Below are 19,019 nucleotides of genomic sequence, written 5' to 3'. Positions count from 1 at the left end.
AAGCTCGAGTTCCCGTTGTGCTTCGGGAAGTCGAGCTTTGTTTTTACATATAACCCGGCAAGTGGCTAATTTGACCTTAAGCATCCTTGACATCAAGCAGCGGCCGCACTTCCATCCGCCAGCCGTACTGTTCCGCTTCCGCAAGTTGCGTCGTCGGATGGAGCAGCGCCAAGTCGACGGCCTGCTCCAAATCATCCGCTTCAAAAAGGATCAGGCTGCCGATTTGCTCCGCTTTACGCGTATCCGGTCCATCCTGCCGTTCAATCTGTCCATCAAGGAGCCGGGCATGTTTCGTCTCTTCCCCCGGACGCCATTCATACAAGACATTCGTCTTTTCAAAAAAATCTTCAAGTGGTGGATTACAGCGTTCCATGACGGCATCGAGCTCTTCTTGCGAGGACTGATTCATCTTTTCTGCATCGTAATAGCCGATGAATAGAAATATCATCTAACCCCTCCTAGTTCCAAAGCTTTCCTGACACGTCGCTCTTTAAAAAAATACCCTGATTTGAGTTGACTCACTCGCTTAAATCCCCTATTTAACAGAAAAACCCCTTGTCTCCCTGACGAAAACAAAGGGTTTCTTATTTATTTGCAATCTTGCGTAACAGATACAGCGCGTACACCATTGACGGAATCGCCATGACGAGTACCGCAATACGCAACAATCCAAAAATAAAATTCAATTCTATATTATCCGTTCCTAGATCCTTCTTCCTATTAGTAATCAAGCGATTTCGCGACGACCTGCCGCGTTTTTTCAAAACCGATTCGCTCGTAGAAGACCTCGACCCCGTCGTTGCTCATCCAGTAATCCAGTTCAACCTTATGTATTCCCTGCTCACGTGCCCGCCGTTCAATGTCTTCGAGCAACAGGCGACCGTAGCCGTTCTGCTGTTTCGTATCCATGATACAGAGGTGATGGACACGGACTTTCGCCTCAGCAAACTTAAATGCACTCTCAGCACGTCTGACGTACTCAATCCACGCGTAACCGATTGCTTCATCCTCCACTTCAAGGACCAGGAACTGATACAGCGCTTCCCCGGCGATTTTCGTAAAAAAGGCACGGACGGCATCAACGTCGTACGGCTTAAAATGATGCGGCTGCTGACGCACATGCGGCTCATGGACGTACCGGTTGAGTCGTGCCAGGACGTCGACGTCCGTTGTTTCGATGATTCGCATCGATTACACTCCCGTCTTAATGTGTGATTTGCCCATTGAAGATATACGGCACCGTTTGTTGTTTCGTCAAGATGTGTTCATACTCCGGCTCGAGCTGCATGTAGCGGACGGCGTCCGGAATCGCAACCCATGTGATGTCTTCGATTTCATCCGGGAAGACGGTGCCGATGACACCACCGACGATTTCCGATGTGAAAAAGAAGAACAGGCAGTGTTCGTCGACTTGCGGGAAAAACGCTTCACTGACGTGTAACAGGTCTCCGACTTCGACGTCAAAACCGGTCTCTTCCTTCGCTTCGCGAATCGCTGCTTCCGGTAAGGTTTCACCTGCTTCGACCGTCCCGCCCGGTAGCGTGTAGTACGAATACGACGGGCCGATGTTTTTGACCATCAACAGCTGATCCCGCGTCTCATTGAATAAGACATTATAGACGATATTTTTCCGTACAGTCATTCCTTACTCCCCCCCCATGGACAGATGGTATTTTTTAACTTAATTACTATAACATATTCCATTTCAAATACAGCAAGGAGTTATCACAAAACGATAAAAGGTAAATTATCCCTAATACATAATGCTTATGGTACACTTATTCCATCTAAAATCAGGGTGTTGCCTTATCTGATAATACACTGGTGCAAACTTCCTGTTTTATTACGGACGACTAATAAGGTGAGCTGATTTTTAATTTTTTATCACATCCTGCACCCACTAACTCTTACTTAGAAGGAGCAAGCTATGATTCCAATCATTCGAAATGAATTTTTCCAGACGTTTAAAAGTTTTAAGTCCGTCGCAATCGTCCTATTTTTTACGTTAACCTCCTTTTTGACTGCCACTTATCTCGCGAACCATCCAGAACTGTTAGGAGATGGAGGCAATGACTCGGCTTATACATCAAGCATCAAGTTTTCAATTTTCTTTTTAGGTTTTCTGTTCGTCTTCGCTGTCTCGCATGACATCGTGAATCGTGAGCTCGATGATCAAACGGTTCGCCTGCTTGTCAGCAAAACGTCCCGTTTCAACATCATCGCCGGTAAGTTTCTAGGATCATTTTTGTTTTGGGTTTGTTCGATTTCCATCAGTTTTTTTGTTGTAACACTCTATGCCAAGTCCACATTTTTTCTTGATTACCTGACTGTCATCACAGTCCTGTTCTTCATCACTTGCTTAAACGTCTTGTTGTCGACAGTTCTTACTCGGCCAGGCATGACGATGTTCGTCGGTATTATATTGGGTGTTCTCTGTCCCGTCCTCGGGTTTTGGGCCGCTTTTTCGAACACCTGGTATTTGCTGTCCTTCAAGTATCTCTTACCGTATTATTATGTCGTCGCATCCGGCGGGTATCTCGTTGTTCCGTTTTTACTTGTTTTACTGTTTCTCGCAGCGTCATATTTCATGTTTAACAGAAGGGATTTGTAACGATGGTAGCAATTGAAGTGCGTGACTTACATAAGCAGTATGCGACAAAGGATGTCTTGAAAGGAATTCAACTCCGCGTCAAGCAAGGGGAAATCTTTGGTTTTTTAGGACGAAATGGCGCCGGCAAGTCGACGTTCATTCATATCTTGACCGGTATCACCCAGCCGACGCGTGGTTCGTTTACGATTTTAGGGGAAACGCATCACCACATGGATGCGATTAAACAGAAAATCGGTGTCATGCCGGATACGTCCAACCTCTACCAACACATGAAGGCACTTGATTTTTTGAAGTACATGGCGGCACTCAAAGGTGATAGAAGAAATACGACCAAGTTAAAAAAATTACTTGAACAAGTCGGGTTGCAGAATGTTGCCAAACAAAAAATTAAATCGTTTTCATTCGGAATGAAAAAGAAAATCAGCATTGCCCAAGCTCTACTCGGCAACCCGGAACTCCTTTTCCTCGATGAACCGACGTCTGGTCTTGATCCAGAATCCGCCATCGAAATTCAGCAGCTGATTGTCTCGTTAAAGGACCAAGGCAAGACAATTTTTCTGACATCGCATAATTTAACGGAAATCGAAAAGATTTGTGATACCGTCGCCATCATGACAAATGGTTTGATTGCAAAAATCGGGACAATCGCACAACTAAAACGCGTGGCGAACGAGACGATTCGTGTCCACCTTCGGACCAGTCCGTCACTTGACACGTCGATTTTACAGCATTGCAAAATAAACGACATCCGGTTCATCAAACATGAACAAGATTTTGCCGTTGTAGAAGTGAAAGAGGAAGAAGGTATTCCACTCTTGATTGAACAGTTGACGGCAGCGCGTATTAAAGTCTACGAAGTCAACATCGAAGCTATGTCTTTAGAAGATGTCTTCATGACGGTCTAGGAAACCCTCAACTTCTTACATGAAGGTGAGGGTTTGTTTTTGTAATGATCTGTCTTTCTAATATCCTACGTCTTCATATTTATCCAATCCTTGATAGATTGTTGAACTACCTCCACCTACGCTTCGCTAAGAAGTGGTTGAAGACGAAGCGCGAACAACCGACGGTCTTCGCGATCAGGATTTCCTGCTCTTTTGTCGGGTATGTTCTGAATTTGCAGGCCTTGTGTGTCAACATGATGTTCACATCCTTACAAAGGATATACCCGAAAGAGAGGGTGGCGATTCATCTCCCACTTTCACTAGGGCTTCACCCGGATCGTTTAGAAGTGGGCGTATTCTCGCCTAATTTTGATAAAGATCACGCTTTAAGTAATCATGCATGATGGCTTTTCCAAGCATATAGTTGCTCTAGAAGGAATAAAAAACGACTAATCCCTTTGTCTTTTTGACTAATATCATTGTCATCAAGACGAGTATTGGTTATAATTCAAGTGAGGTGAAGGAAATGAAATCAAGATTAAAGGAACTACGGGCACGCCATGGATGGAATCAAACAGAATTGGCAAAACGCGCCAACATCTCACGTCAGACTGTTAGTTTGATTGAACGGGAGGAATTCATGCCGTCGCTCTTGATCGCTACTAAAATTGCCCTAGTTTTCGAGACGACAATCGAGAATATTTTTCAATTCGACGAGGAGGAATTACTGTGAAAAAAACTCTACAAATGATCGTACGGATACTTGTTGGTGGCACCATTGGATTTTTCGTAATGTATTGGATTATGAATAGTCCGCTTGAAGGACTCGCCTTCTCACACTACAGTTTCATCGTAAACGGTCTACTGCTTGTGATACTGGTAGGATTACTTCTGTTTTCGCTGATTCGTTATCGTCAAATTCAACGTCTTCTCAACCAGTCACTGACGGGTGATGCTGAAGATGTGGCAGACCAACAAATGTATCGCTGGTTCAGCGATGGTACGCTGAGTTTAAACTTAACCCTCCCAATCAGTCTTGCTCTAGTCAGCGTAAATTTAGTACTCCATCAACAACTCCCACTAGTTGTGATTGGAACCACTTTGATTGTTGTCGGATTGGTCGGTTCAATCCATTTTCAAACGCTTGTTCAGCAGATGTATCCGGAACGGAACCTTCCTGACGTCAGTGAAACGGATTACGGAATGAAACTCCTAGCGGCATCTGATGATGGTGAGAAACATATCATGCTCGAAGGACTTTATAAAACACATTCTGTTGTTAACATGATGTTGATTGTCGGAATCATCTTACTGCTCTTTTATTCCTTGTTGACGTCGACCTCTCAGTTATTCAGTATTTTCGTGATCACCTTGATCTTAATCGTCAGCAATACAAAATATTATTTTTCGATTCGAAATCGTTAAAAGGAAAGGAAAATCATCATGCCAAAAAATTATTGCTGTCGTTCTGACATCAATTTTTGTTTCTAGCGTCTTGACATATTGGTCCTATACACCGATGTCGGAACGAGCAGACGATACGTTGTATACATCAGCAAGCGAATTATTCATCTTTCAACGGATTTAAAGGTTTTTCTTCTGTCCGATTTACATTTATCTTACAAATATTTTATATGTACTATCAGGTGCCGTCATCGGAATAATTCTGACTTTACAGTTCACGAAAGGTGATTTTGATATTCCGAGTTCTCTGACGATTGCTGGATCATCAGCTATGCTCTACTTCATCGTATCTTGGATAATCGAACGAACTGGGCGGCGTTCTACATAAGAAAAGGATGTTTTCGTATGTTCAACAAACTGATTGCCGCCGGACTGACGTCAATCGTAACATCGGGTCTGTTGACTCTGATTTTGTCCATCTACGCATTTTTCCAAGATTTCGGCGAAGATGTCTATTTTTCAGCCGTTGATCTTTTTTTAATCTACACCGTTTATTCGTTTCCAATAATTTTAATTTCAGGACTTATGGTTGACTTACTTATGAAACGAATCCTTTTGTTCTTTCCGACTAGTCGGAACACTTTTTTCATATCAGCTGTTCTCTATGGTTTGTCCGGCAGTCTAATTGCCCTAGCCCTCCTGCTGTTCAACCATGAGGGCAACTATGTATTCAGCGACCTCTATTTTTTGTTGCTCGCCATTTTGCTCGCCGGGTCATCGGCTTTCTGTTATTTTTGGACATCTTATCAGTTGCAACGAAAGCGACCGCTTACTCCCCCTAAAAAATGACTCCGCTCAACGGGAAAATTCGCTAAAAACACCTTACCGTCTCCAGCTGTAATGCATCAATTGTATCCGTTGACCGTCTAACACCGCTTCTTCTTTCTTGTCTATCGGCTCAAATCCGTTGTGCGCCAAGATTTTTTGTGAAGCGATGTTTGCATCCGTCGTTTTGGCCTGGACTTCATCAATGTCGTGTTCCCGACATTGTTCGAGTAGCAAGCGGACGGCTTCTTTGGCGATTCCTTTTCCCGCATGTATTTGTCCGATCCGGTAGCCGAGTTGAGCAGTTTTTTCGATTTGGTTCCGGTCGACCAGATTGATCCGACCGAGAATTGTTCCGACTTCGTCCTTGATCAGGTAAAAGAACGAACTGCCGTCTTGCTGTTCCTGCAGGAGCGCCGCGTGCCGTTCCTTGAACGTCTCCGGCAAATAATAGGCGTCGCCCCGTGAAGGAATCGATTGTTCGAAGTAGAGACGGTTTTCGATTTCAAAGGCATAGAGTGCTTCTATGTCTTTCGCGGTACAGCTCATCAGTTGGATGTTCATGTTTTCCCCTCTTCATCTCAAGAATTGTTGCAACAAAAACACGAGCAGCCATAATAACAGAAGCCCCGTTGTATTGACGGCAATGGTTTTAGACAACGGATCTTTCGACGTGTTCCGGAAACTGAACACGTACAGGACGAACATCGTCACGTACAGGACAGAAAACCACTGCGTGACTATAAAAAGGAGCATTCCGGTAATCGTTACGTTTGTCGCCAGGCGATCTTGTTGTCGGTTTTCGATTCTTGTAAACATCTAGTATCCTCCGTTCAGCATCATCTCGCTTTTTCCTTAAGTACATTATCCTCTTATTAAAAATCCAATTATTCCTTCCTATTCCGATATTTTCTAATTATAATCATATAGAATGCCGTGCCTCATCATCGCTCAAGTCAGGAACATTCATGTTTATTAAACGAAAAGCAATTGATTTAGCCCGTCGCTGTTGTGACATCCGTTCCATGACTGATTGAAACATTTCGTCTGCTAAAAAAAAGACACAACGCTAGAAATTACTGTGTCTTCGGTCCCTTTTGCTTTTTTCCGAGAAATAATAGTGCACACAGCAGGAAGAGCGTTCCTAAACCAGCGCCGACGAGCATCGCGGAGTCAAACAGGTTACTCAGTCCAAGTCCCCCCATGATGACGGCAGCATACAGCAGGAGAAATATGACTGTATAATTTTTCTTCAATTTGCATCAACCTCCTATATCGCTAGTATACTCGGACATTCATTCATTTGAATACACGCAGCCTCAAGAAATGGACGTGATTCTAGTCTTTTACCGCAAAATCATCGCCGCCTCACTTGCAGGTTCACTGTTTGCGATCGTACTCGGACTGTTCGTACCGGATCCGAGTGCTGATATCGGTTATTCAATCCTGCGCTATCTCTCGACCGTGATCATCAGCATTCCTGCCTATTTGATGTACAGCTTTCCGGTCATCTTCCTTTATGGTGGGACGACATCGATTTTGAGTGAGACATTCAGTCGATTCATCTACCGAAACCAAGCAAAGAATAGAAAAGAAGTCGTTCTTTCCGGCATATTCCACGTCTCGTTCGGTCTCGTTTTTCTTGTCCTCAACCCACTTATCGCTTTCCTCAGCGTGATTGCTGCCGTCCTGTTCTTTACGGTTGATTGTTATTTACAAAGAAGACAAGCGACGTACCGATGGACGCAGGCATTGATGAGTCTTGAAATCCCGCTTGCCGTCTGGATCCTGTTCTCGGGAACCGATTATCTCATAGGTCTGTTCCATTCCCTAATCACCATCTTGCAGCACACGATCAACTGAAAAGGAGTCGTTACATATGTCAGTAACCACCTGCCATCGCGCGTTTGGCGTCTATGGCCTGCTCGTAAAAGACCATCAATTATTAGTCATCAACAAAAATGGCGGTCCGTACATTAATCGCTATGACCTCCCGGGAGGCAGCCTCGAAGCGGGCGAAGTGTTAGCCGATGCGATGCGTCGCGAGTTCTGCGAAGAAACGGGTCTCGAAATCGAACTCCTCCAAAACATCGGCGTGATTGACTTCAAACTTCCGTGGCTCTGGCGAAATTTCACCGACGTCCACCACATCGCCGTCTACTACACCGTCAAGGCAATCGGCGGTGCCATCACTGTCCCGGAACAGTTCGACGGACAAGATTCGCTCGGGGCTGTCTGGATCTCGGAACAGGACGTGACGCCTGACAATGCATCACCGCTCGTCCTCAAAGCCTTTGACTGGATCCGATCGGCGCAGTTAGGGATTGAGGCAGAAACGTATGATGCCTGGACTGTTTTGAAGTAATGTTTTAAAACACTGCTTTCAATTCTTCCCCGCCTTCGAATGATTCACCATCTTCATCCACATATTCGACTTGAATTTTGCCATGCGGGAGGTGGTTGTTTGACTGCAGTGTTGTACTCAAGTTGTTTAAACGCTTTTTGTCAGTCGCTTGTTGCTTGCGGTGAAGGGTGATACTGATGGTCGGTGAAAGTTTCATATCACGATAATCCACCTCGGCACCCGGCTGAAGATTTAACGCCATCACGCTTTCTTCATCAAAATGGACAAGATAATCCGCATCGTTCCCGAACACCGCTCCAACTGACGGCTGGATGACCGCGACCACGTCGGCTGTCCACTGTTCGACGTAATAGGTATCCACAACTTTATTTGTCGACTGATCGAGATAGACTAAAAACTCAATGCCTGTTTTGCGATCGATGACTTGCGCCGCGTAATCAAATGCTACATGATTCCCCATGTTGTCAAAGTAGACATCTACAACTTCGGCCTCTTCATAATGTTGTTCCAGATAAGCTTCTGCTTGGCGTTTGACGATTTTTTCTTGCTCCGCGTCTGGTTGCATCGACCGGATGAAGAGGACTCCGAGTATTATAGTAGTTCCGAGAATTAATCCAAAACCGAATAACATACCTTTTACGAATCGACTCATCTGTCTCCTCCTGTAGTGAGCGTCCTATCCATACGGAGCAAAGTTTAACGTGATGCCATTTCTTAGCTAAAGAAAGTGTAGGTGGAATCCTTGAAATACAAAATCCAGTTCTTGTTGGTTAGTTGCCTGACGTCATTCGTTTTATGCGCCTGTTCGGCAGACGACGCCTATGTCATCGTCGACATACAAGGAGACCAACTTTCTTTAGGACCGGAAGAACAGGACCCGGACGCCTCCTATGCGTTGACGGAAGTCACGGTTGACCGGAAAACACGGATTTATGACAAGCGGGACAACCAATCCGCTTTAAAGAAACATGACGTCATCCGGTTCGACTATCGGACGGATCAGGAGCCGCTTGTCGAAACGATTGAGCACGGCAATTAACGACAGAAAGAAGGTCATCTTATGGAGATTACAGGAAAACGGATTCTCGTCACCGGGATCAGCGGAACACTTGGCCCACAGGTCGCCCGCCGTTTTATAGAAGAAGCAACCGAAGTCCGGGGGCTCGTCCGGAGCGAAGGACAAGCCGACCGTTGCAAACAACTTGGGATTACGCCCGCGTTCGGTGACTTGACGGACGCCGCGGCGCTTGAAACAGCGATGCAGGACATTGACATCGTCGTCCACTGTGCCGCTTACCTCGGCGACGACATCGAACTTGCCGTAGCAGCGAACGTCACCGGAGTCGAACACCTCGCGGCTGCCGCGCTTGCCGCGCACGCCTTGTTCCTCCATATCTCGACGACTTCCGTTTACGGCGAACCGGCGGGCGGTCTCATAACGGAAGCGACGCCACTGAGCGACGATCACCCGGCACCGTACATCTTGACGAAAGTACGGTCCGAACGGATTTTACAACAGTATGCGGCTGACGGGCTTGACGTCATCATCCTCCGTCCCGGTGCGATCTGCGCCGAAGAAAATTCTTACTGGGGCGACCGGCAAGTCCAACGGATGCAGGAAACAAAAGTCGTCACGTGGGTCCATCCGGACGATGTGGTCAACTGGGTTCACGCCGATAATTTGGCGGAAATGGTTCACCTTGCCGTCCGGCGCGCAACACCGGGAGATATCTTTCATGCAGTCGACGCCAACATCCCCGAGACCGAATTTCGGATGCAACTGATAAAGGCGTCCGGTAAACCCTATCAGGTGCCGGACCGACCGGTTGAACGCCCTCTCTACACAACGGATAAAATCACGACGCTCGGCTACACACCTGTTCGTTCGTTTTCGGAGACGATGCAGCGATTGATTGAGTTGTTTTGAACGTATCTTTGACAGCAATACTGAAAGACGCTATGACGCGAATTAATCAGGCGTGACGGCGCTTGAGTTCCGTTCTTTGCATCTGCACACAGTAACGCCTGCTCGAACTCGACGCGCATGTTGTTGAAGAACAGCAAAACACGCCGACCCGCGACCGTTTTCTTGAAATGACACAGCTCCTGAAAAAACGGCGACTCAATCAAATGAAGAAAATCAGAAATCATCTGCTCTGACGCGTCACAAAGATTGATTTCCATATCGTGATGCTTCAACTTGTATCCTTTTCGAAACCAACGTTTGGTCGGACGCGGAATGAGTGTATAGGACACGCCGTAACTTTGGACGAACTGTTCATACTGACGCTAATTCGCTTTGCTGCACGAGATGACGAATTCCTGCATCGCCAGTTCCTTCACCAATTGCGGTAAGGCGGACGGCACACCATCGACGGAATATGGCAAATCAATCGTCACCCAGTTTGCCTCCGGATCGATTCCGTATGTTTCTTCCACTTGTAAATCAATCGCATCGGGACTCAGGAATTCAGCGCCTTGATTGAAATAAAAGTCCTCGACCACTGCCTTTCTATTTTCCATCGTTTCTTCAAGCCGTTCGCCCGCCGGCTCCGACGTCCAATACGACCGCATGTAAGGATTGTAGAGAAATTGCAGTCCGTCTTCCGTGTAACAGCCGAGTGGCAACATCGACTGATGAAGCGTGTGTAAGTCAGGTAACGCATCCGAAGTAATTTCCTGTTCAAACGTCGTGTAGTCGGTCACGAACACGGAACCGCTGAAGCGGGTAAACAGTTGCGTCCGAAGAATCCGCTCCAGTTGCCGGGCAGTCAGATTTTCAAACGTGACGCGTTTTAACGCCAATTCTTGCATGCGGATGTGACTGAATTTATATTTCGGGATAAAAAAAGCATCTTCTTTTTTAGACATCGTTCTGCTACGTTTATTTTACAGCCGGCTAATAAAAAGTCCGACTTGCTGCTGAATCGTCCAAAAAATCCACCAACATCCACCAGCCAGTAACACGCTGATGAATATGGACACCCCTTGATTGAGTAATATGTATAAGATCAGCACCAGAAAAAATGTTGCCGGCAATCCATAGAGTACACTTTTAACGAACATCGTCACTTCCGTTTTAGACTGTCCTTGTTGAACCAACCAAATCAGACTGAGCAGGCTGACGAGTGGAAGTGCTGCGATCACACCACCATATGTCACCGAACGGCGTGCCACTTCTGTCACGATCCCGATGACGACTGCGCTTGAAAGCACCTTAATCAGAAAAGCAGTCATCTGCCGTCTCCCGAAATAACCGAAATGCCTGCTGAATCGACTGTTGTTCGTCAGCCGATAACTGACGGAGTACGTGCGCGACACGATCGACGTCGAGTTCTGTATGTGACCGAACTGCGCGTAACCCTTCATTCGTTAGACTCACATGAACCACCCGTTGATCGTCTGAAGCACGATTTTTTTCGATATAACCGAGTTGTTCCAGCTTTTTAATATGTTCCGACGCCGTATTCGGTGAAAGGGCAAATTTTTCAGCGACCTGTTTAACCGTAATCGGTGCCGTCATCTGAATCATCTGCAAAATACGTACGCTTTGATGTGACAAATTTTCTTTCCATTGCGGATGAAGATGGTAATAGAGTCTAGCAAAATCTTCATGAATCGTCATCAATATCCCCCTTATATATATCGCATGAGGCGATTATATCGTAATTAACGACATATATAAAGTATTTTACCAATCACCTACACTAAAGAAACGAGGTATCACTTTATGAAACGTATTCTCTCACTTGCCCTCGCAGTCAGTCTCATCCCGTTAAGCGGCTGTTCCGACGATACGACACGTGTTTCGACGACTGATACAATCGCCGCAGAAGCCCGTCAAAACAAAGATGCCGACTTAATCCGAATCAAAGACCGTGTTTACCAGCTATCCGATGCACCCGTGACGCTTACACAGGCAGACGTCAAATCGTTTGCGACCGTCACGAAACAATTGACCGCAAACGAGCCCTTAGCGGAAGGGATGGCGACAGACTGGCCGGCAGGAACGAAACTGTACCGGGGCGACACGACGGGTGTCCCCTACATTTTCGAAAAAAAATCAAACGTACTTGTATGAAGCGATTCCGGAAGGCTGATTTACTTTCCGAGTTCTGCTGCTGTCGCTTCGAGTAACGGATGATCTTCTCCTTCGGCACAATCTGTCAACAGATAGACGTGCGTTTCGTCTGTTTGGTCTTTTTTCAACGCCTGACAGCTTTCCCCGTCCCGGTCGTCCGCTTGGTTGCCGAACTCATCTTGCGACGAATCGAGTGAATAACTGAACTGTTGTCCGTCATACGTGACGTCCTGAAAAACCGTGTCACCTTCTGTTGTGTAGGAAGTAATCCGGATGCTGTCCTCGCCTTTTTGATCGACTTGATTCAAAAATGTCTGGAACCGCTCCACATTCTCACGACTTGGCGTCGTTACAATATCACCATTTTCGATTGCTTGTTCAATCGGATAACTTTTTCCACATCCGACAAGAACGACTACCAAAACAAGACCTACCCATCGTTGCTTCACCATTTGTCTGCCTCCTACCATAATAAGCTGTCACCACGCACAGTACCGTGCGTTAATTTTCTGGATGACGCCGCAACTGTTGCCGTAGTATATCGACGTCTGCCTGTTTAAATAATGTCTCATCCTGTTCCCCGTACCGTACGAGATGATAGAGCACCGGATCAACTGTCAGCCCGATCCGCTCTAACCATTCCTTCATCGTCTCTTCCGGTCGACGCCTAGATGAAGCGGGAAGGCGCTGGTCAAACATCTGAATCAATCGACGGACTTCAGAGGCATTGTTTGATTGGTAAGAATGTGTATCATTACTCGGCGACGTTGACGGTTTTGGTAAGATGTTCAGCTCCTCTTCAAAAGAGGTATCACCACTTTGTTTTACCGTTCGTTTGTTCCGTTTCCTCTTCAACACAGACGCCAGTAAAATCAACAGCCCGATCGTCACGATGGCGCCGACTGAAGCGAGTGCTTTCGGAAATGTCACATCAACAAAATGAGGCATCGGACCAGCGGGAAAAGGTTTCCCCCTCAAATCTGGTGAGCCGAGTGGCTTACGTGGTTTGATGTCGTACTTAAACGTATAGTCAGCCGGTTCATGAATATATGTCGTGTAGAGATACTGCCCGAAGACTTGAAAAGAGGCTGCTAAAAAACAAACGATCAAAATAGCTATCCCTACTTTCCGTTTCATCTCATCCCTCCTTTTTTCCCAAATAATAACATTAAAATTAAGTGCTTACAGCATTTTTCTTTCTTTTCAGTCAATTTAGACGTACAGTAAAGACAGACTTTTTTTAAGATAGGATGTGGCTAGATGTACTTACCGACGTTTCGACTTGATCAAACAACAGCCCTCGTGACCGGAGCCGGACGCGGCATCGGACGGGCACTTGCCATCGGGATGGCAGAAGCTGGTGCTGACGTCATCCTCGTCGCCCGGACGGAAGCGGATTTACGGGAGACGGCAAGCCGGATTGAAGCACTCGGACGACAGGCGTTCGTCCTGACGTGTGACGTGACCGACCGGACGCAAGTCGTCGCGACGGTCGAAAAAGCCTATACGCTCGTCGACCGGATTGATACGCTCGTCAACAATGCCGGGATGAACATCCGCTCGAAAACGCTCGACGTCACGGAAGACGAATGGGAGACGATCCAACAGACGAACTTGAAGTCGGCCTTCCTGTTTTCGCAGGAAGTCGGACGCCGGATGCAGGACACGGGTGGCAACATCATCAACATCGCCTCGGTTGCAGGTCACGTCGCTTTGCGGACCGGTGTCGTCTACGCGACGACGAAGGCGGCCTTGATTCAGATGACGAAAGTCCTCGCCCTCGAATGGGGTCCGAAAAATATCCGCGTCAATGCGATTGGTCCGTGGTATTTCAAGACGCCGCTGACGGAACCGTTACTGGCGGATCCGGCGTACTTAAAAGACATCGTCGACGTGACACCGCTCGGTCGGGTCGGTGAACTGACGGAACTCGTCGGTCCGACGGTCTTCCTCGCGTCGGACGCCGGATCGTACATCACCGGTCAGACACTGTTCGTCGACGGCGGGATGACGATTAAAGGGTTTTAAGGACAACGAAGCAACAGGGACTTCCACGCGTCATGGAGAGTCCCTGTTTGACGTATTACATATTCGATTGGAGGACTTCATGACAGCATGGATTGGAAAAATCGCAGTCGTCACCGGTGCGTCACGCGGCGCCGGACGCGGGATTGCTTACGAACTCGGACAAGCCGGGGCAACGGTTTATGTGACCGGGCGCAGTACACAGAACGGGACGACCGACAATCGTCCGGAAACGATTGAAGAGACGGCCGCCGGTGTCACGGCTCGCGGTGGCCACGGAATTGCGGTCCGCTGTGACCATACGGATCCGGATGATGTTGCCCGATTGTTTCAACAGATTCAAGCGCAACACGGTCGGATTGATCTGCTCGTCAACAGTGTGTTCGGTGGTTCGGAAGCATCGCTTCCCCCGGGTGACGGTAAACGGTTTTGGGAGCGACCACCGGAGCACTGGGATGCGATGATGGTCGCTGGACCAAAAGCCTATTTGCTGACGACGCGGGCCGCTGTTCCGTTGCTTGAACAAAGTCCGGCAGCATTGATTGTCAACTTGACGTCGTTCAGTCCGAATCAAGCCGCCGGCAACCTGTATTACGATTTAGCGATGCAGTCGATCAACCGGATGACGGTTGTCATGGGTCAGGAACTTCAAGCGTCTCGAATCGCTGCCGTCGCCCTGTGTCCCGGTTTCATGCGGACGGAACGGGTCGTGGACGCAGGATTCGGCAATGATGCGACCGAAACAACCGTGTACGTCGGCCGGGCCGTCGCCGCACTCATGAGTGATTCGACCGTGATGCACCGGACCGGGCAAGCCTTATTCGTCTCGGATCTCGCACGCGACTACGGCTTTACCGATGTGGACGGTTCAAAGCCAGCAACATTTTGCTTGTAAGTGTTCGTTTCTTAATGACTGCTACAAAAGAAGGTTCGGCTTTGTCTTACGACAGCGGAACCTTCTTTTATTTCATAATGTCATTTTCCAACCAATTATTCGTTACATCAGTTTGAGTAGAATCAGAGTCACTATAAGCGGTAATATGAACGGATAATCAAGGACTGGAAATTAAGCCATCGTTATGGATTCAATCTAATTTCAAATTCTTGAAATAAAAATATATCATAATATAAGAAAACATTTTTAGATAATATATAGGATGTAAATCTAATCTTTTTTTACCTTTGTATTAATCTTGATATTTTCTTTTGTAGTACTAAAAGAAGAAATATAATTTTTATTTTCTAAAGATTTTACAAATTCTTGGTTTATCTGATTATTTTTAATTTGAGGTCGCTTTCCATTATTTGAAATGTCTGAATAAGGGTTTCCTAATTCAATTAATACTTCCGTTATATTAGAAAAATTAAGATTTTTAATATTTTTTGTAATTAATCTGATTTTACTACTGACATTTAAATCAAATGATAATAACCATTTAAATAAATCGAGCGACATCTCAATATTGTTTTTTAGAATAAAATCAGAGAGTTCGTTAGCAAACACACTATCTTGAAGAGATAATTTGCTTACTTCTAAATGTTCAATTAATCTCACCTTGTACTGTTTAGAAATACGTTTTGAATGAAGAAGTTGAATCAAATCATCACTTTCTAAAGAATAATTTTTAAAGTTTTCAATAAGTTCATCAATATTTTTTTCTAAATATAAAATAACAATATCATTAAAGTCAGATTTCAAAGTTTCTAAGTTTTCATGACTAAATGCTAATATATTATAGTTAATCAAAGTCGTTACTCTTCTTCTACTTAAAGATTTAATCGGAAAATTGATATACTGAGGAAGAGAACTGGTTAAAACTTTAAACGACTCTTCCCTAATATCTTCGTTTTGGATGAGCGCTTCAAAAAATTCATCAATATTTTTGTAAAAATCTTTATAATCGTTAATATCATGATGAACTAATTTTTTTAATAATATTATTGAATTAAAGTAATTCAGAAGTTCATTATCAATTTCCCCTTTTTCTTCAAAGTAGGTGAGTATATTACTCCAAACTGGATCAACCTTACTCGTTAAGAAAAGCTTACTCCAAACATCAATGTTTACTTTTGTAATATCATCAATAATAATGTCCTGTTTATCAATGAGTGCTTTCTTTAAGTCCATTGAGACATCCTCATGATTTAATAATTCGACTAACCAGTCCATATTCTCCTCTTTAACAGCTCCTTCTAATAATACTTGTTCTATATAAATTTCAATATTTTTATCTAGATAAGATATGACACTTTGATTTCTTGTTTTCATAACAAAAGAATACGATAGTTGACTACTTGATACTTTAAAAATACTAGACAGTGTATTTCGATTAATTTCGTATAATTCATTTTGTATTACATAATTTAAAAGGCTGTTATCTTCAATGAGAGTTTCTAAAGATTTAAATTTAACATTAAGTACTAATAGTATTTCTTCTATTTTCTTCTTCTCCGACGGGACAATAATTGGAAAATTATTGTGTTTAGCTATATACTCCGATAGCTCGTTCTTCTGGTTAATTTTCTTAATATCTTCAATATCAGAAAAAGCAAGAATTTCTGATAAAAATCTATCTTTTTCTTCTTGATTAAAATTCATTTTCGAGTCAATAAATCGCCAAATATTATTCCATTTTTTACTAAGTGACTGAATGAATATTTGTTTGTTAGTCTCATTTAATCTAACCCCTTTAATAAATGCTAAAGATTTAATAGTTTCGTTAGATAATTGAATAATAATTGTTTCATAATAATTCTTAAAAAATTCCTTTTCTCTATTTTCTATTAAATAATTAAATAAATCATAGTTAAGAATTTCTATTTGTTTAAATTCATTCCCATTTAATCTTTCAATAATCTTATCGATTTTATTTAATGGATAATCCATTTCTAAAACTTCATAATTTTTAATACTGAAGATAAACTTCATATCATTCTCTGTCAAACTTCCTGGATGAAAATAAGTGAGGTAATGATTATACATCTCATCAATATATCCATGACGTAATAGGTAAATTAAAAGTTTTTTATCTTCAAAAACATTTGAAAAAATAGCTTTTTGATCATTTATTGCTATCAATTCTTTTAAAGATTTTGTACTGATTTCATCTCTCTGTTGCCTAAGTTTTGATAGCTCGTTCTTGATACTGTCAATTTTTAATTCTTCTAGAATCTTGACATGCTCTTCTCGCTCAAAATAGTTTTTCTTTGAATCGAAAACTGATGCAATTATAGTTGAATTAACTGTTCCACTACCCCATCTAGGTAAATTATATCTGACTTGTTTTGAATTCTTTAAATTTTCAAAAAAACTTTGGATTCCATAACTAGTCCGACAACTAAATTGCATTGAATCTAGGGTAATAGAATAATTATTAGACCCATCATATTTATATATGCCTAATTCATCCAAATAGCTAACCTGAAGTTCTTTTATAGAAACCAACGTTTCTTGTTCAGCACCATCAATTTTCTCTTCTAATTTTTCAATTTCTTTATCCAAAATAAGTGTTGTGGAGTGAATGATTTCGCGTTTACTTTTTAAAATTTCGTATACGATACCCTTATTGAATTGCAATTGCGAAAAATCAAACGGATAGATATTTTTATAAACGACTATTGCCATTAGTCTATTTAAATCTAAATCAATTCTTCCAAGCTTTTCTTTATATATTATAAATTCGTTAAAAATATTTTTTAGAATTCTCATATCATCTATATAAATTGTAATATCACTTAAAAAGTTTTGGTCAAGTCTATGTCCATAAGATAATTTATCAATTTTTATTGTTAATTTATCAATTGAGTTTGAAGAATTGATGATAGGGATTACAGGAATTATAAAATCGAAGAATTTAGTTCGATTTTTTCCAATTTCATTAGTTTTACTTTCTTTGTCAATAATACCGAATATTTCATCTTTGATAGCATAAATAAATACTATTTTACGTTTAATTTGTTCAGAGTTATTAAGTAAAGAATTTAATTCTCTTAACCTTTCAAAAATATCCAAGTTATCAAATCGATCTAAATCCTCCAAAACTACTACATTGTATTTTGTTGCCTCAAAAAAATATAAAATTTCATCTAAATACTTATCAAAAATAGATTGTGTTTCTTCATTATTTTTTTCAAGTGTTGTACTTGCAATTGTCACTTTATTGAAATTTAGATTTCCACGGAAAAACTTATAAATATTTTTTAGAAATATGAGTGGAAACATTAACATAATTATCAAAAGAAGTATGGTCAATACTATTCTTGAGGGAAGTCCACTAGTAATATTTTCTTGGAAAGGTGTCTCATAAAATACAGATTTCAAATAAATTGGATGAAATAAAAAAATTCCAGCTAATAATGAAGATACAAATAGTATTAAAAATAGAATAATATTTAGATTTTTAACATGCTTAATTCTTTTAAATCGCGAATAAGGGATAGTTCGATCTTTTACTCGATATATCATTTGTTGAAGTATACTTTTTTCCAAATCACTCTCTTGATTTTGTCCTTCCTTTGACTGAAACGTTGCTAGAGAGATATTTAAAAAATAATATTTAACTTGATTTCTTTTTTCATACGTCTTTAACAAACTACTTTTCCCTGATCCATAGGGCCCAGTTAAAGCAATATTTTTCACTTCTTTGTTTTCCAATCCCCAAGTGATTGCTTCAGCATATTTACCATCTTCGTCTATATCAGTACTTGGTGTTAAATCTTCAAAAAGTTTTTCAGAATTTTTTTCAACATCATCGAGACTCTTTTGAATCTTGACAAGTCTATTATTTACTATCGATATAAATTTAATAATATAACTTTTCATTT

25 protein-coding genes and 1 pseudogene are annotated in these 19,019 nt (G+C 42.9%); 12 read left to right on the top strand and 14 right to left on the bottom strand.

The genetic code is table 11. From position 1 onward, the window contains the following. Nucleotides 1-76: 76 nt before the first annotated feature. From KNQ02_RS09185 to KNQ02_RS09175, 3 genes are all read right to left on the bottom strand, one after another. Nucleotides 77-448: a YciI family protein gene (locus KNQ02_RS09185; protein ID WP_214765990.1), complete on the bottom strand. Its 372-nt coding sequence runs from the start codon at nucleotides 446-448 to the stop codon at nucleotides 77-79. Nucleotides 449-720: 272 nt separating this feature from the next. After that, nucleotides 721-1,188 carry a GNAT family N-acetyltransferase gene (locus KNQ02_RS09180; protein WP_214765988.1) on the bottom strand — a complete coding sequence of 156 codons (468 nt, stop codon included), beginning with the start codon at nucleotides 1,186-1,188 and terminating at the stop codon, nucleotides 721-723. Between the two features lie 16 nt (nucleotides 1,189-1,204). Further along, a complete protein-coding gene (locus KNQ02_RS09175) occupies nucleotides 1,205-1,642 on the bottom strand; it encodes an NUDIX domain-containing protein (protein ID WP_088837061.1) in 438 nt (145 codons plus the stop codon). Nucleotides 1,643-1,927: 285 nt separating this feature from the next. Here KNQ02_RS09175 and KNQ02_RS09170 point away from each other — a divergent pair, with 285 nt between their 5' ends. Next, entirely contained in the window at nucleotides 1,928-2,611 is a 684-nt protein-coding gene (locus KNQ02_RS09170; RefSeq protein WP_214808153.1) for an ABC transporter permease, read from the top strand. A 2-nt stretch (nucleotides 2,612-2,613) separates the two neighbouring features. Next, on the top strand, nucleotides 2,614-3,516 hold the full coding sequence (locus tag KNQ02_RS09165; protein ID WP_088837059.1) for an ABC transporter ATP-binding protein: 903 nt from the start codon (nucleotides 2,614-2,616) through the stop codon (nucleotides 3,514-3,516). 121 nt (nucleotides 3,517-3,637) lie between these two features. Here KNQ02_RS09165 and KNQ02_RS09160 read toward each other — a convergent pair. Next, nucleotides 3,638-3,751, bottom strand: a pseudogene (locus tag KNQ02_RS09160) (helix-turn-helix domain-containing protein); the annotation flags it as partial. A 270-nt stretch (nucleotides 3,752-4,021) separates the two neighbouring features. Here KNQ02_RS09160 and KNQ02_RS09155 point away from each other — a divergent pair. From KNQ02_RS09155 to KNQ02_RS09145, 3 genes are all read left to right on the top strand, one after another. Then, the gene (locus tag KNQ02_RS09155; protein WP_088838481.1) at nucleotides 4,022-4,228 is read left to right on the top strand and encodes a helix-turn-helix transcriptional regulator; all 207 of its coding nucleotides are present in this window, start codon (nucleotides 4,022-4,024) and stop codon (nucleotides 4,226-4,228) included. Beyond that, entirely contained in the window at nucleotides 4,225-4,920 is a 696-nt protein-coding gene (locus tag KNQ02_RS09150) for a DUF3169 family protein (RefSeq protein WP_214808150.1), read from the top strand. Before KNQ02_RS09155 ends, KNQ02_RS09150 begins: the two co-directional genes overlap by 4 nt. Nucleotides 4,921-5,304: 384 nt before the next feature. Next, nucleotides 5,305-5,748, top strand: a complete 444-nt coding sequence (locus KNQ02_RS09145) for a hypothetical protein (RefSeq protein ID WP_088837057.1) — start codon at nucleotides 5,305-5,307, stop codon at nucleotides 5,746-5,748. A gap of 33 nt (nucleotides 5,749-5,781) precedes the next feature. Here the strand turns inward: KNQ02_RS09145 and KNQ02_RS09140 are convergent, their stop codons facing one another. The 3 genes from KNQ02_RS09140 to KNQ02_RS09130 all read right to left on the bottom strand — a co-directional run bounded on the left by KNQ02_RS09140 (nucleotide 5,782) and on the right by KNQ02_RS09130 (nucleotide 6,980). After that, nucleotides 5,782-6,288, bottom strand: coding sequence for a GNAT family N-acetyltransferase (locus tag KNQ02_RS09140; protein WP_214808147.1), 507 nt, complete (start codon nucleotides 6,286-6,288; stop codon nucleotides 5,782-5,784). Nucleotides 6,289-6,300: 12 nt separating this feature from the next. Beyond that, nucleotides 6,301-6,543 (bottom strand): hypothetical protein, encoded by a 243-nt coding sequence (locus KNQ02_RS09135; protein ID WP_214808144.1) that lies wholly within the window; start codon nucleotides 6,541-6,543, stop codon nucleotides 6,301-6,303. 257 nt (nucleotides 6,544-6,800) lie between these two features. Further along, nucleotides 6,801-6,980 carry a hypothetical protein gene (locus KNQ02_RS09130; protein WP_088837054.1) on the bottom strand — a complete coding sequence of 60 codons (180 nt, stop codon included), beginning with the start codon at nucleotides 6,978-6,980 and terminating at the stop codon, nucleotides 6,801-6,803. Between the two features lie 70 nt (nucleotides 6,981-7,050). On the opposite strand from KNQ02_RS09130, the gene KNQ02_RS09125 reads away from it, so the two are divergent. Continuing rightward, the gene (locus tag KNQ02_RS09125) at nucleotides 7,051-7,587 is read left to right on the top strand and encodes a hypothetical protein (RefSeq protein WP_214765980.1); all 537 of its coding nucleotides are present in this window, start codon (nucleotides 7,051-7,053) and stop codon (nucleotides 7,585-7,587) included. Nucleotides 7,588-7,603: 16 nt separating this feature from the next. Beyond that, the gene (locus tag KNQ02_RS09120; protein ID WP_214808141.1) at nucleotides 7,604-8,089 is read left to right on the top strand and encodes an NUDIX hydrolase; all 486 of its coding nucleotides are present in this window, start codon (nucleotides 7,604-7,606) and stop codon (nucleotides 8,087-8,089) included. Nucleotides 8,090-8,093: 4 nt separating this feature from the next. On the opposite strand, the gene KNQ02_RS09115 is transcribed toward KNQ02_RS09120, so the two are convergent. Then, entirely contained in the window at nucleotides 8,094-8,741 is a 648-nt protein-coding gene (locus KNQ02_RS09115; protein WP_214808138.1) for a hypothetical protein, read from the bottom strand. 90 nt (nucleotides 8,742-8,831) lie between these two features. Here KNQ02_RS09115 and KNQ02_RS09110 point away from each other — a divergent pair, with 90 nt between their 5' ends. Together KNQ02_RS09110 and KNQ02_RS09105 are read left to right on the top strand one after the other, a co-directional pair. Continuing rightward, nucleotides 8,832-9,128, top strand: a complete 297-nt coding sequence (locus KNQ02_RS09110; protein WP_251135050.1) for a hypothetical protein — start codon at nucleotides 8,832-8,834, stop codon at nucleotides 9,126-9,128. A 21-nt stretch (nucleotides 9,129-9,149) separates the two neighbouring features. After that, a complete protein-coding gene (locus KNQ02_RS09105; RefSeq protein ID WP_214808135.1) occupies nucleotides 9,150-10,016 on the top strand; it encodes an NAD-dependent epimerase/dehydratase family protein in 867 nt (288 codons plus the stop codon). Between the two features lie 362 nt (nucleotides 10,017-10,378). Here the strand turns inward: KNQ02_RS09105 and KNQ02_RS09100 are convergent, their stop codons facing one another. From KNQ02_RS09100 to KNQ02_RS09090, 3 genes are read right to left on the bottom strand one after another with little or no spacing between them, the layout of a single operon-like run. Continuing rightward, nucleotides 10,379-10,960 (bottom strand): hypothetical protein, encoded by a 582-nt coding sequence (locus tag KNQ02_RS09100; RefSeq protein WP_214808132.1) that lies wholly within the window; start codon nucleotides 10,958-10,960, stop codon nucleotides 10,379-10,381. 18 nt (nucleotides 10,961-10,978) lie between these two features. Continuing rightward, a complete protein-coding gene (locus tag KNQ02_RS09095) occupies nucleotides 10,979-11,326 on the bottom strand; it encodes a DUF3147 family protein (RefSeq protein ID WP_088837048.1) in 348 nt (115 codons plus the stop codon). After that, a complete protein-coding gene (locus KNQ02_RS09090; protein WP_239456884.1) occupies nucleotides 11,307-11,714 on the bottom strand; it encodes a MarR family winged helix-turn-helix transcriptional regulator in 408 nt (135 codons plus the stop codon). Before KNQ02_RS09090 ends, KNQ02_RS09095 begins: the two co-directional genes overlap by 20 nt. Before the next feature lie 105 nt (nucleotides 11,715-11,819). Here KNQ02_RS09090 and KNQ02_RS09085 point away from each other — a divergent pair, with 105 nt between their 5' ends. Then, entirely contained in the window at nucleotides 11,820-12,170 is a 351-nt protein-coding gene (locus KNQ02_RS09085; RefSeq protein WP_214808129.1) for a hypothetical protein, read from the top strand. Between the two features lie 20 nt (nucleotides 12,171-12,190). On the opposite strand, the gene KNQ02_RS09080 is transcribed toward KNQ02_RS09085, so the two are convergent. Next, the gene (locus KNQ02_RS09080) at nucleotides 12,191-12,622 is read right to left on the bottom strand and encodes a DUF4362 domain-containing protein (RefSeq protein WP_214808126.1); all 432 of its coding nucleotides are present in this window, start codon (nucleotides 12,620-12,622) and stop codon (nucleotides 12,191-12,193) included. 49 nt (nucleotides 12,623-12,671) lie between these two features. Beyond that, nucleotides 12,672-13,307 (bottom strand): hypothetical protein, encoded by a 636-nt coding sequence (locus KNQ02_RS09075; protein WP_214808124.1) that lies wholly within the window; start codon nucleotides 13,305-13,307, stop codon nucleotides 12,672-12,674. A gap of 123 nt (nucleotides 13,308-13,430) precedes the next feature. On the opposite strand from KNQ02_RS09075, the gene KNQ02_RS09070 reads away from it, so the two are divergent. Next, nucleotides 13,431-14,198 carry an SDR family NAD(P)-dependent oxidoreductase gene (locus KNQ02_RS09070; protein WP_214808122.1) on the top strand — a complete coding sequence of 256 codons (768 nt, stop codon included), beginning with the start codon at nucleotides 13,431-13,433 and terminating at the stop codon, nucleotides 14,196-14,198. A gap of 79 nt (nucleotides 14,199-14,277) precedes the next feature. Further along, complete coding sequence (locus tag KNQ02_RS09065) at nucleotides 14,278-15,090, top strand: SDR family NAD(P)-dependent oxidoreductase (protein ID WP_214808120.1); 813 nt, start codon at nucleotides 14,278-14,280, stop codon at nucleotides 15,088-15,090. A 270-nt stretch (nucleotides 15,091-15,360) separates the two neighbouring features. Here KNQ02_RS09065 and KNQ02_RS15630 read toward each other — a convergent pair whose 3' ends face one another. Then, nucleotides 15,361-19,017 (bottom strand): YobI family P-loop NTPase, encoded by a 3,657-nt coding sequence (locus tag KNQ02_RS15630; RefSeq protein ID WP_251135049.1) that lies wholly within the window; start codon nucleotides 19,015-19,017, stop codon nucleotides 15,361-15,363. Nucleotides 19,018-19,019 lie beyond the last annotated feature (2 nt).

The sequence above is a fragment of the Exiguobacterium sp. s102 genome (assembly GCF_018618635.1).
GTDB classification, from domain to species: domain Bacteria; phylum Bacillota; class Bacilli; order Exiguobacteriales; family Exiguobacteriaceae; genus Exiguobacterium_A; species Exiguobacterium_A oxidotolerans.
This window is presented reverse-complemented; position numbering and strand designations above follow the sequence as displayed.

What these genes read in the sequence shown, in the direction of transcription:
- KNQ02_RS09120 (WP_214808141.1), top strand. Translation starts at nt 7,604, where the DNA reads ATGTCAGTAACCACCTGCCATCGCGCGTTTGGCGTCTATGGCCTGCTC.
- KNQ02_RS09155 (WP_088838481.1), top strand. Translation starts at nt 4,022, where the DNA reads ATGAAATCAAGATTAAAGGAACTACGGGCACGCCATGGATGGAATCAA.
- KNQ02_RS09165 (WP_088837059.1), top strand. Translation starts at nt 2,614, where the DNA reads ATGGTAGCAATTGAAGTGCGTGACTTACATAAGCAGTATGCGACAAAG.
- KNQ02_RS09125 (WP_214765980.1), top strand. Translation starts at nt 7,051, where the DNA reads ATGGACGTGATTCTAGTCTTTTACCGCAAAATCATCGCCGCCTCACTT.
- KNQ02_RS09070 (WP_214808122.1), top strand. Translation starts at nt 13,431, where the DNA reads ATGTACTTACCGACGTTTCGACTTGATCAAACAACAGCCCTCGTGACC.
- KNQ02_RS09075 (WP_214808124.1), bottom strand. Translation starts at nt 13,307, where the DNA reads ATGAAACGGAAAGTAGGGATAGCTATTTTGATCGTTTGTTTTTTAGCA.
- KNQ02_RS09170 (WP_214808153.1), top strand. Translation starts at nt 1,928, where the DNA reads ATGATTCCAATCATTCGAAATGAATTTTTCCAGACGTTTAAAAGTTTT.
- KNQ02_RS09185 (WP_214765990.1), bottom strand. Translation starts at nt 448, where the DNA reads ATGATATTTCTATTCATCGGCTATTACGATGCAGAAAAGATGAATCAG.
- KNQ02_RS09065 (WP_214808120.1), top strand. Translation starts at nt 14,278, where the DNA reads ATGACAGCATGGATTGGAAAAATCGCAGTCGTCACCGGTGCGTCACGC.
- KNQ02_RS09175 (WP_088837061.1), bottom strand. Translation starts at nt 1,642, where the DNA reads ATGACTGTACGGAAAAATATCGTCTATAATGTCTTATTCAATGAGACG.
- KNQ02_RS09180 (WP_214765988.1), bottom strand. Translation starts at nt 1,188, where the DNA reads ATGCGAATCATCGAAACAACGGACGTCGACGTCCTGGCACGACTCAAC.
- KNQ02_RS09085 (WP_214808129.1), top strand. Translation starts at nt 11,820, where the DNA reads ATGAAACGTATTCTCTCACTTGCCCTCGCAGTCAGTCTCATCCCGTTA.
- KNQ02_RS09145 (WP_088837057.1), top strand. Translation starts at nt 5,305, where the DNA reads ATGTTCAACAAACTGATTGCCGCCGGACTGACGTCAATCGTAACATCG.
- KNQ02_RS15630 (WP_251135049.1), bottom strand. Translation starts at nt 19,017, where the DNA reads ATGAAAAGTTATATTATTAAATTTATATCGATAGTAAATAATAGACTT.
- KNQ02_RS09140 (WP_214808147.1), bottom strand. Translation starts at nt 6,288, where the DNA reads ATGAACATCCAACTGATGAGCTGTACCGCGAAAGACATAGAAGCACTC.
- KNQ02_RS09095 (WP_088837048.1), bottom strand. Translation starts at nt 11,326, where the DNA reads ATGACTGCTTTTCTGATTAAGGTGCTTTCAAGCGCAGTCGTCATCGGG.
- KNQ02_RS09080 (WP_214808126.1), bottom strand. Translation starts at nt 12,622, where the DNA reads ATGGTGAAGCAACGATGGGTAGGTCTTGTTTTGGTAGTCGTTCTTGTC.
- KNQ02_RS09090 (WP_239456884.1), bottom strand. Translation starts at nt 11,714, where the DNA reads ATGACGATTCATGAAGATTTTGCTAGACTCTATTACCATCTTCATCCG.
- KNQ02_RS09115 (WP_214808138.1), bottom strand. Translation starts at nt 8,741, where the DNA reads ATGAGTCGATTCGTAAAAGGTATGTTATTCGGTTTTGGATTAATTCTC.
- KNQ02_RS09135 (WP_214808144.1), bottom strand. Translation starts at nt 6,543, where the DNA reads ATGTTTACAAGAATCGAAAACCGACAACAAGATCGCCTGGCGACAAAC.
- KNQ02_RS09105 (WP_214808135.1), top strand. Translation starts at nt 9,150, where the DNA reads ATGGAGATTACAGGAAAACGGATTCTCGTCACCGGGATCAGCGGAACA.
- KNQ02_RS09100 (WP_214808132.1), bottom strand. Translation starts at nt 10,960, where the DNA reads ATGTCTAAAAAAGAAGATGCTTTTTTTATCCCGAAATATAAATTCAGT.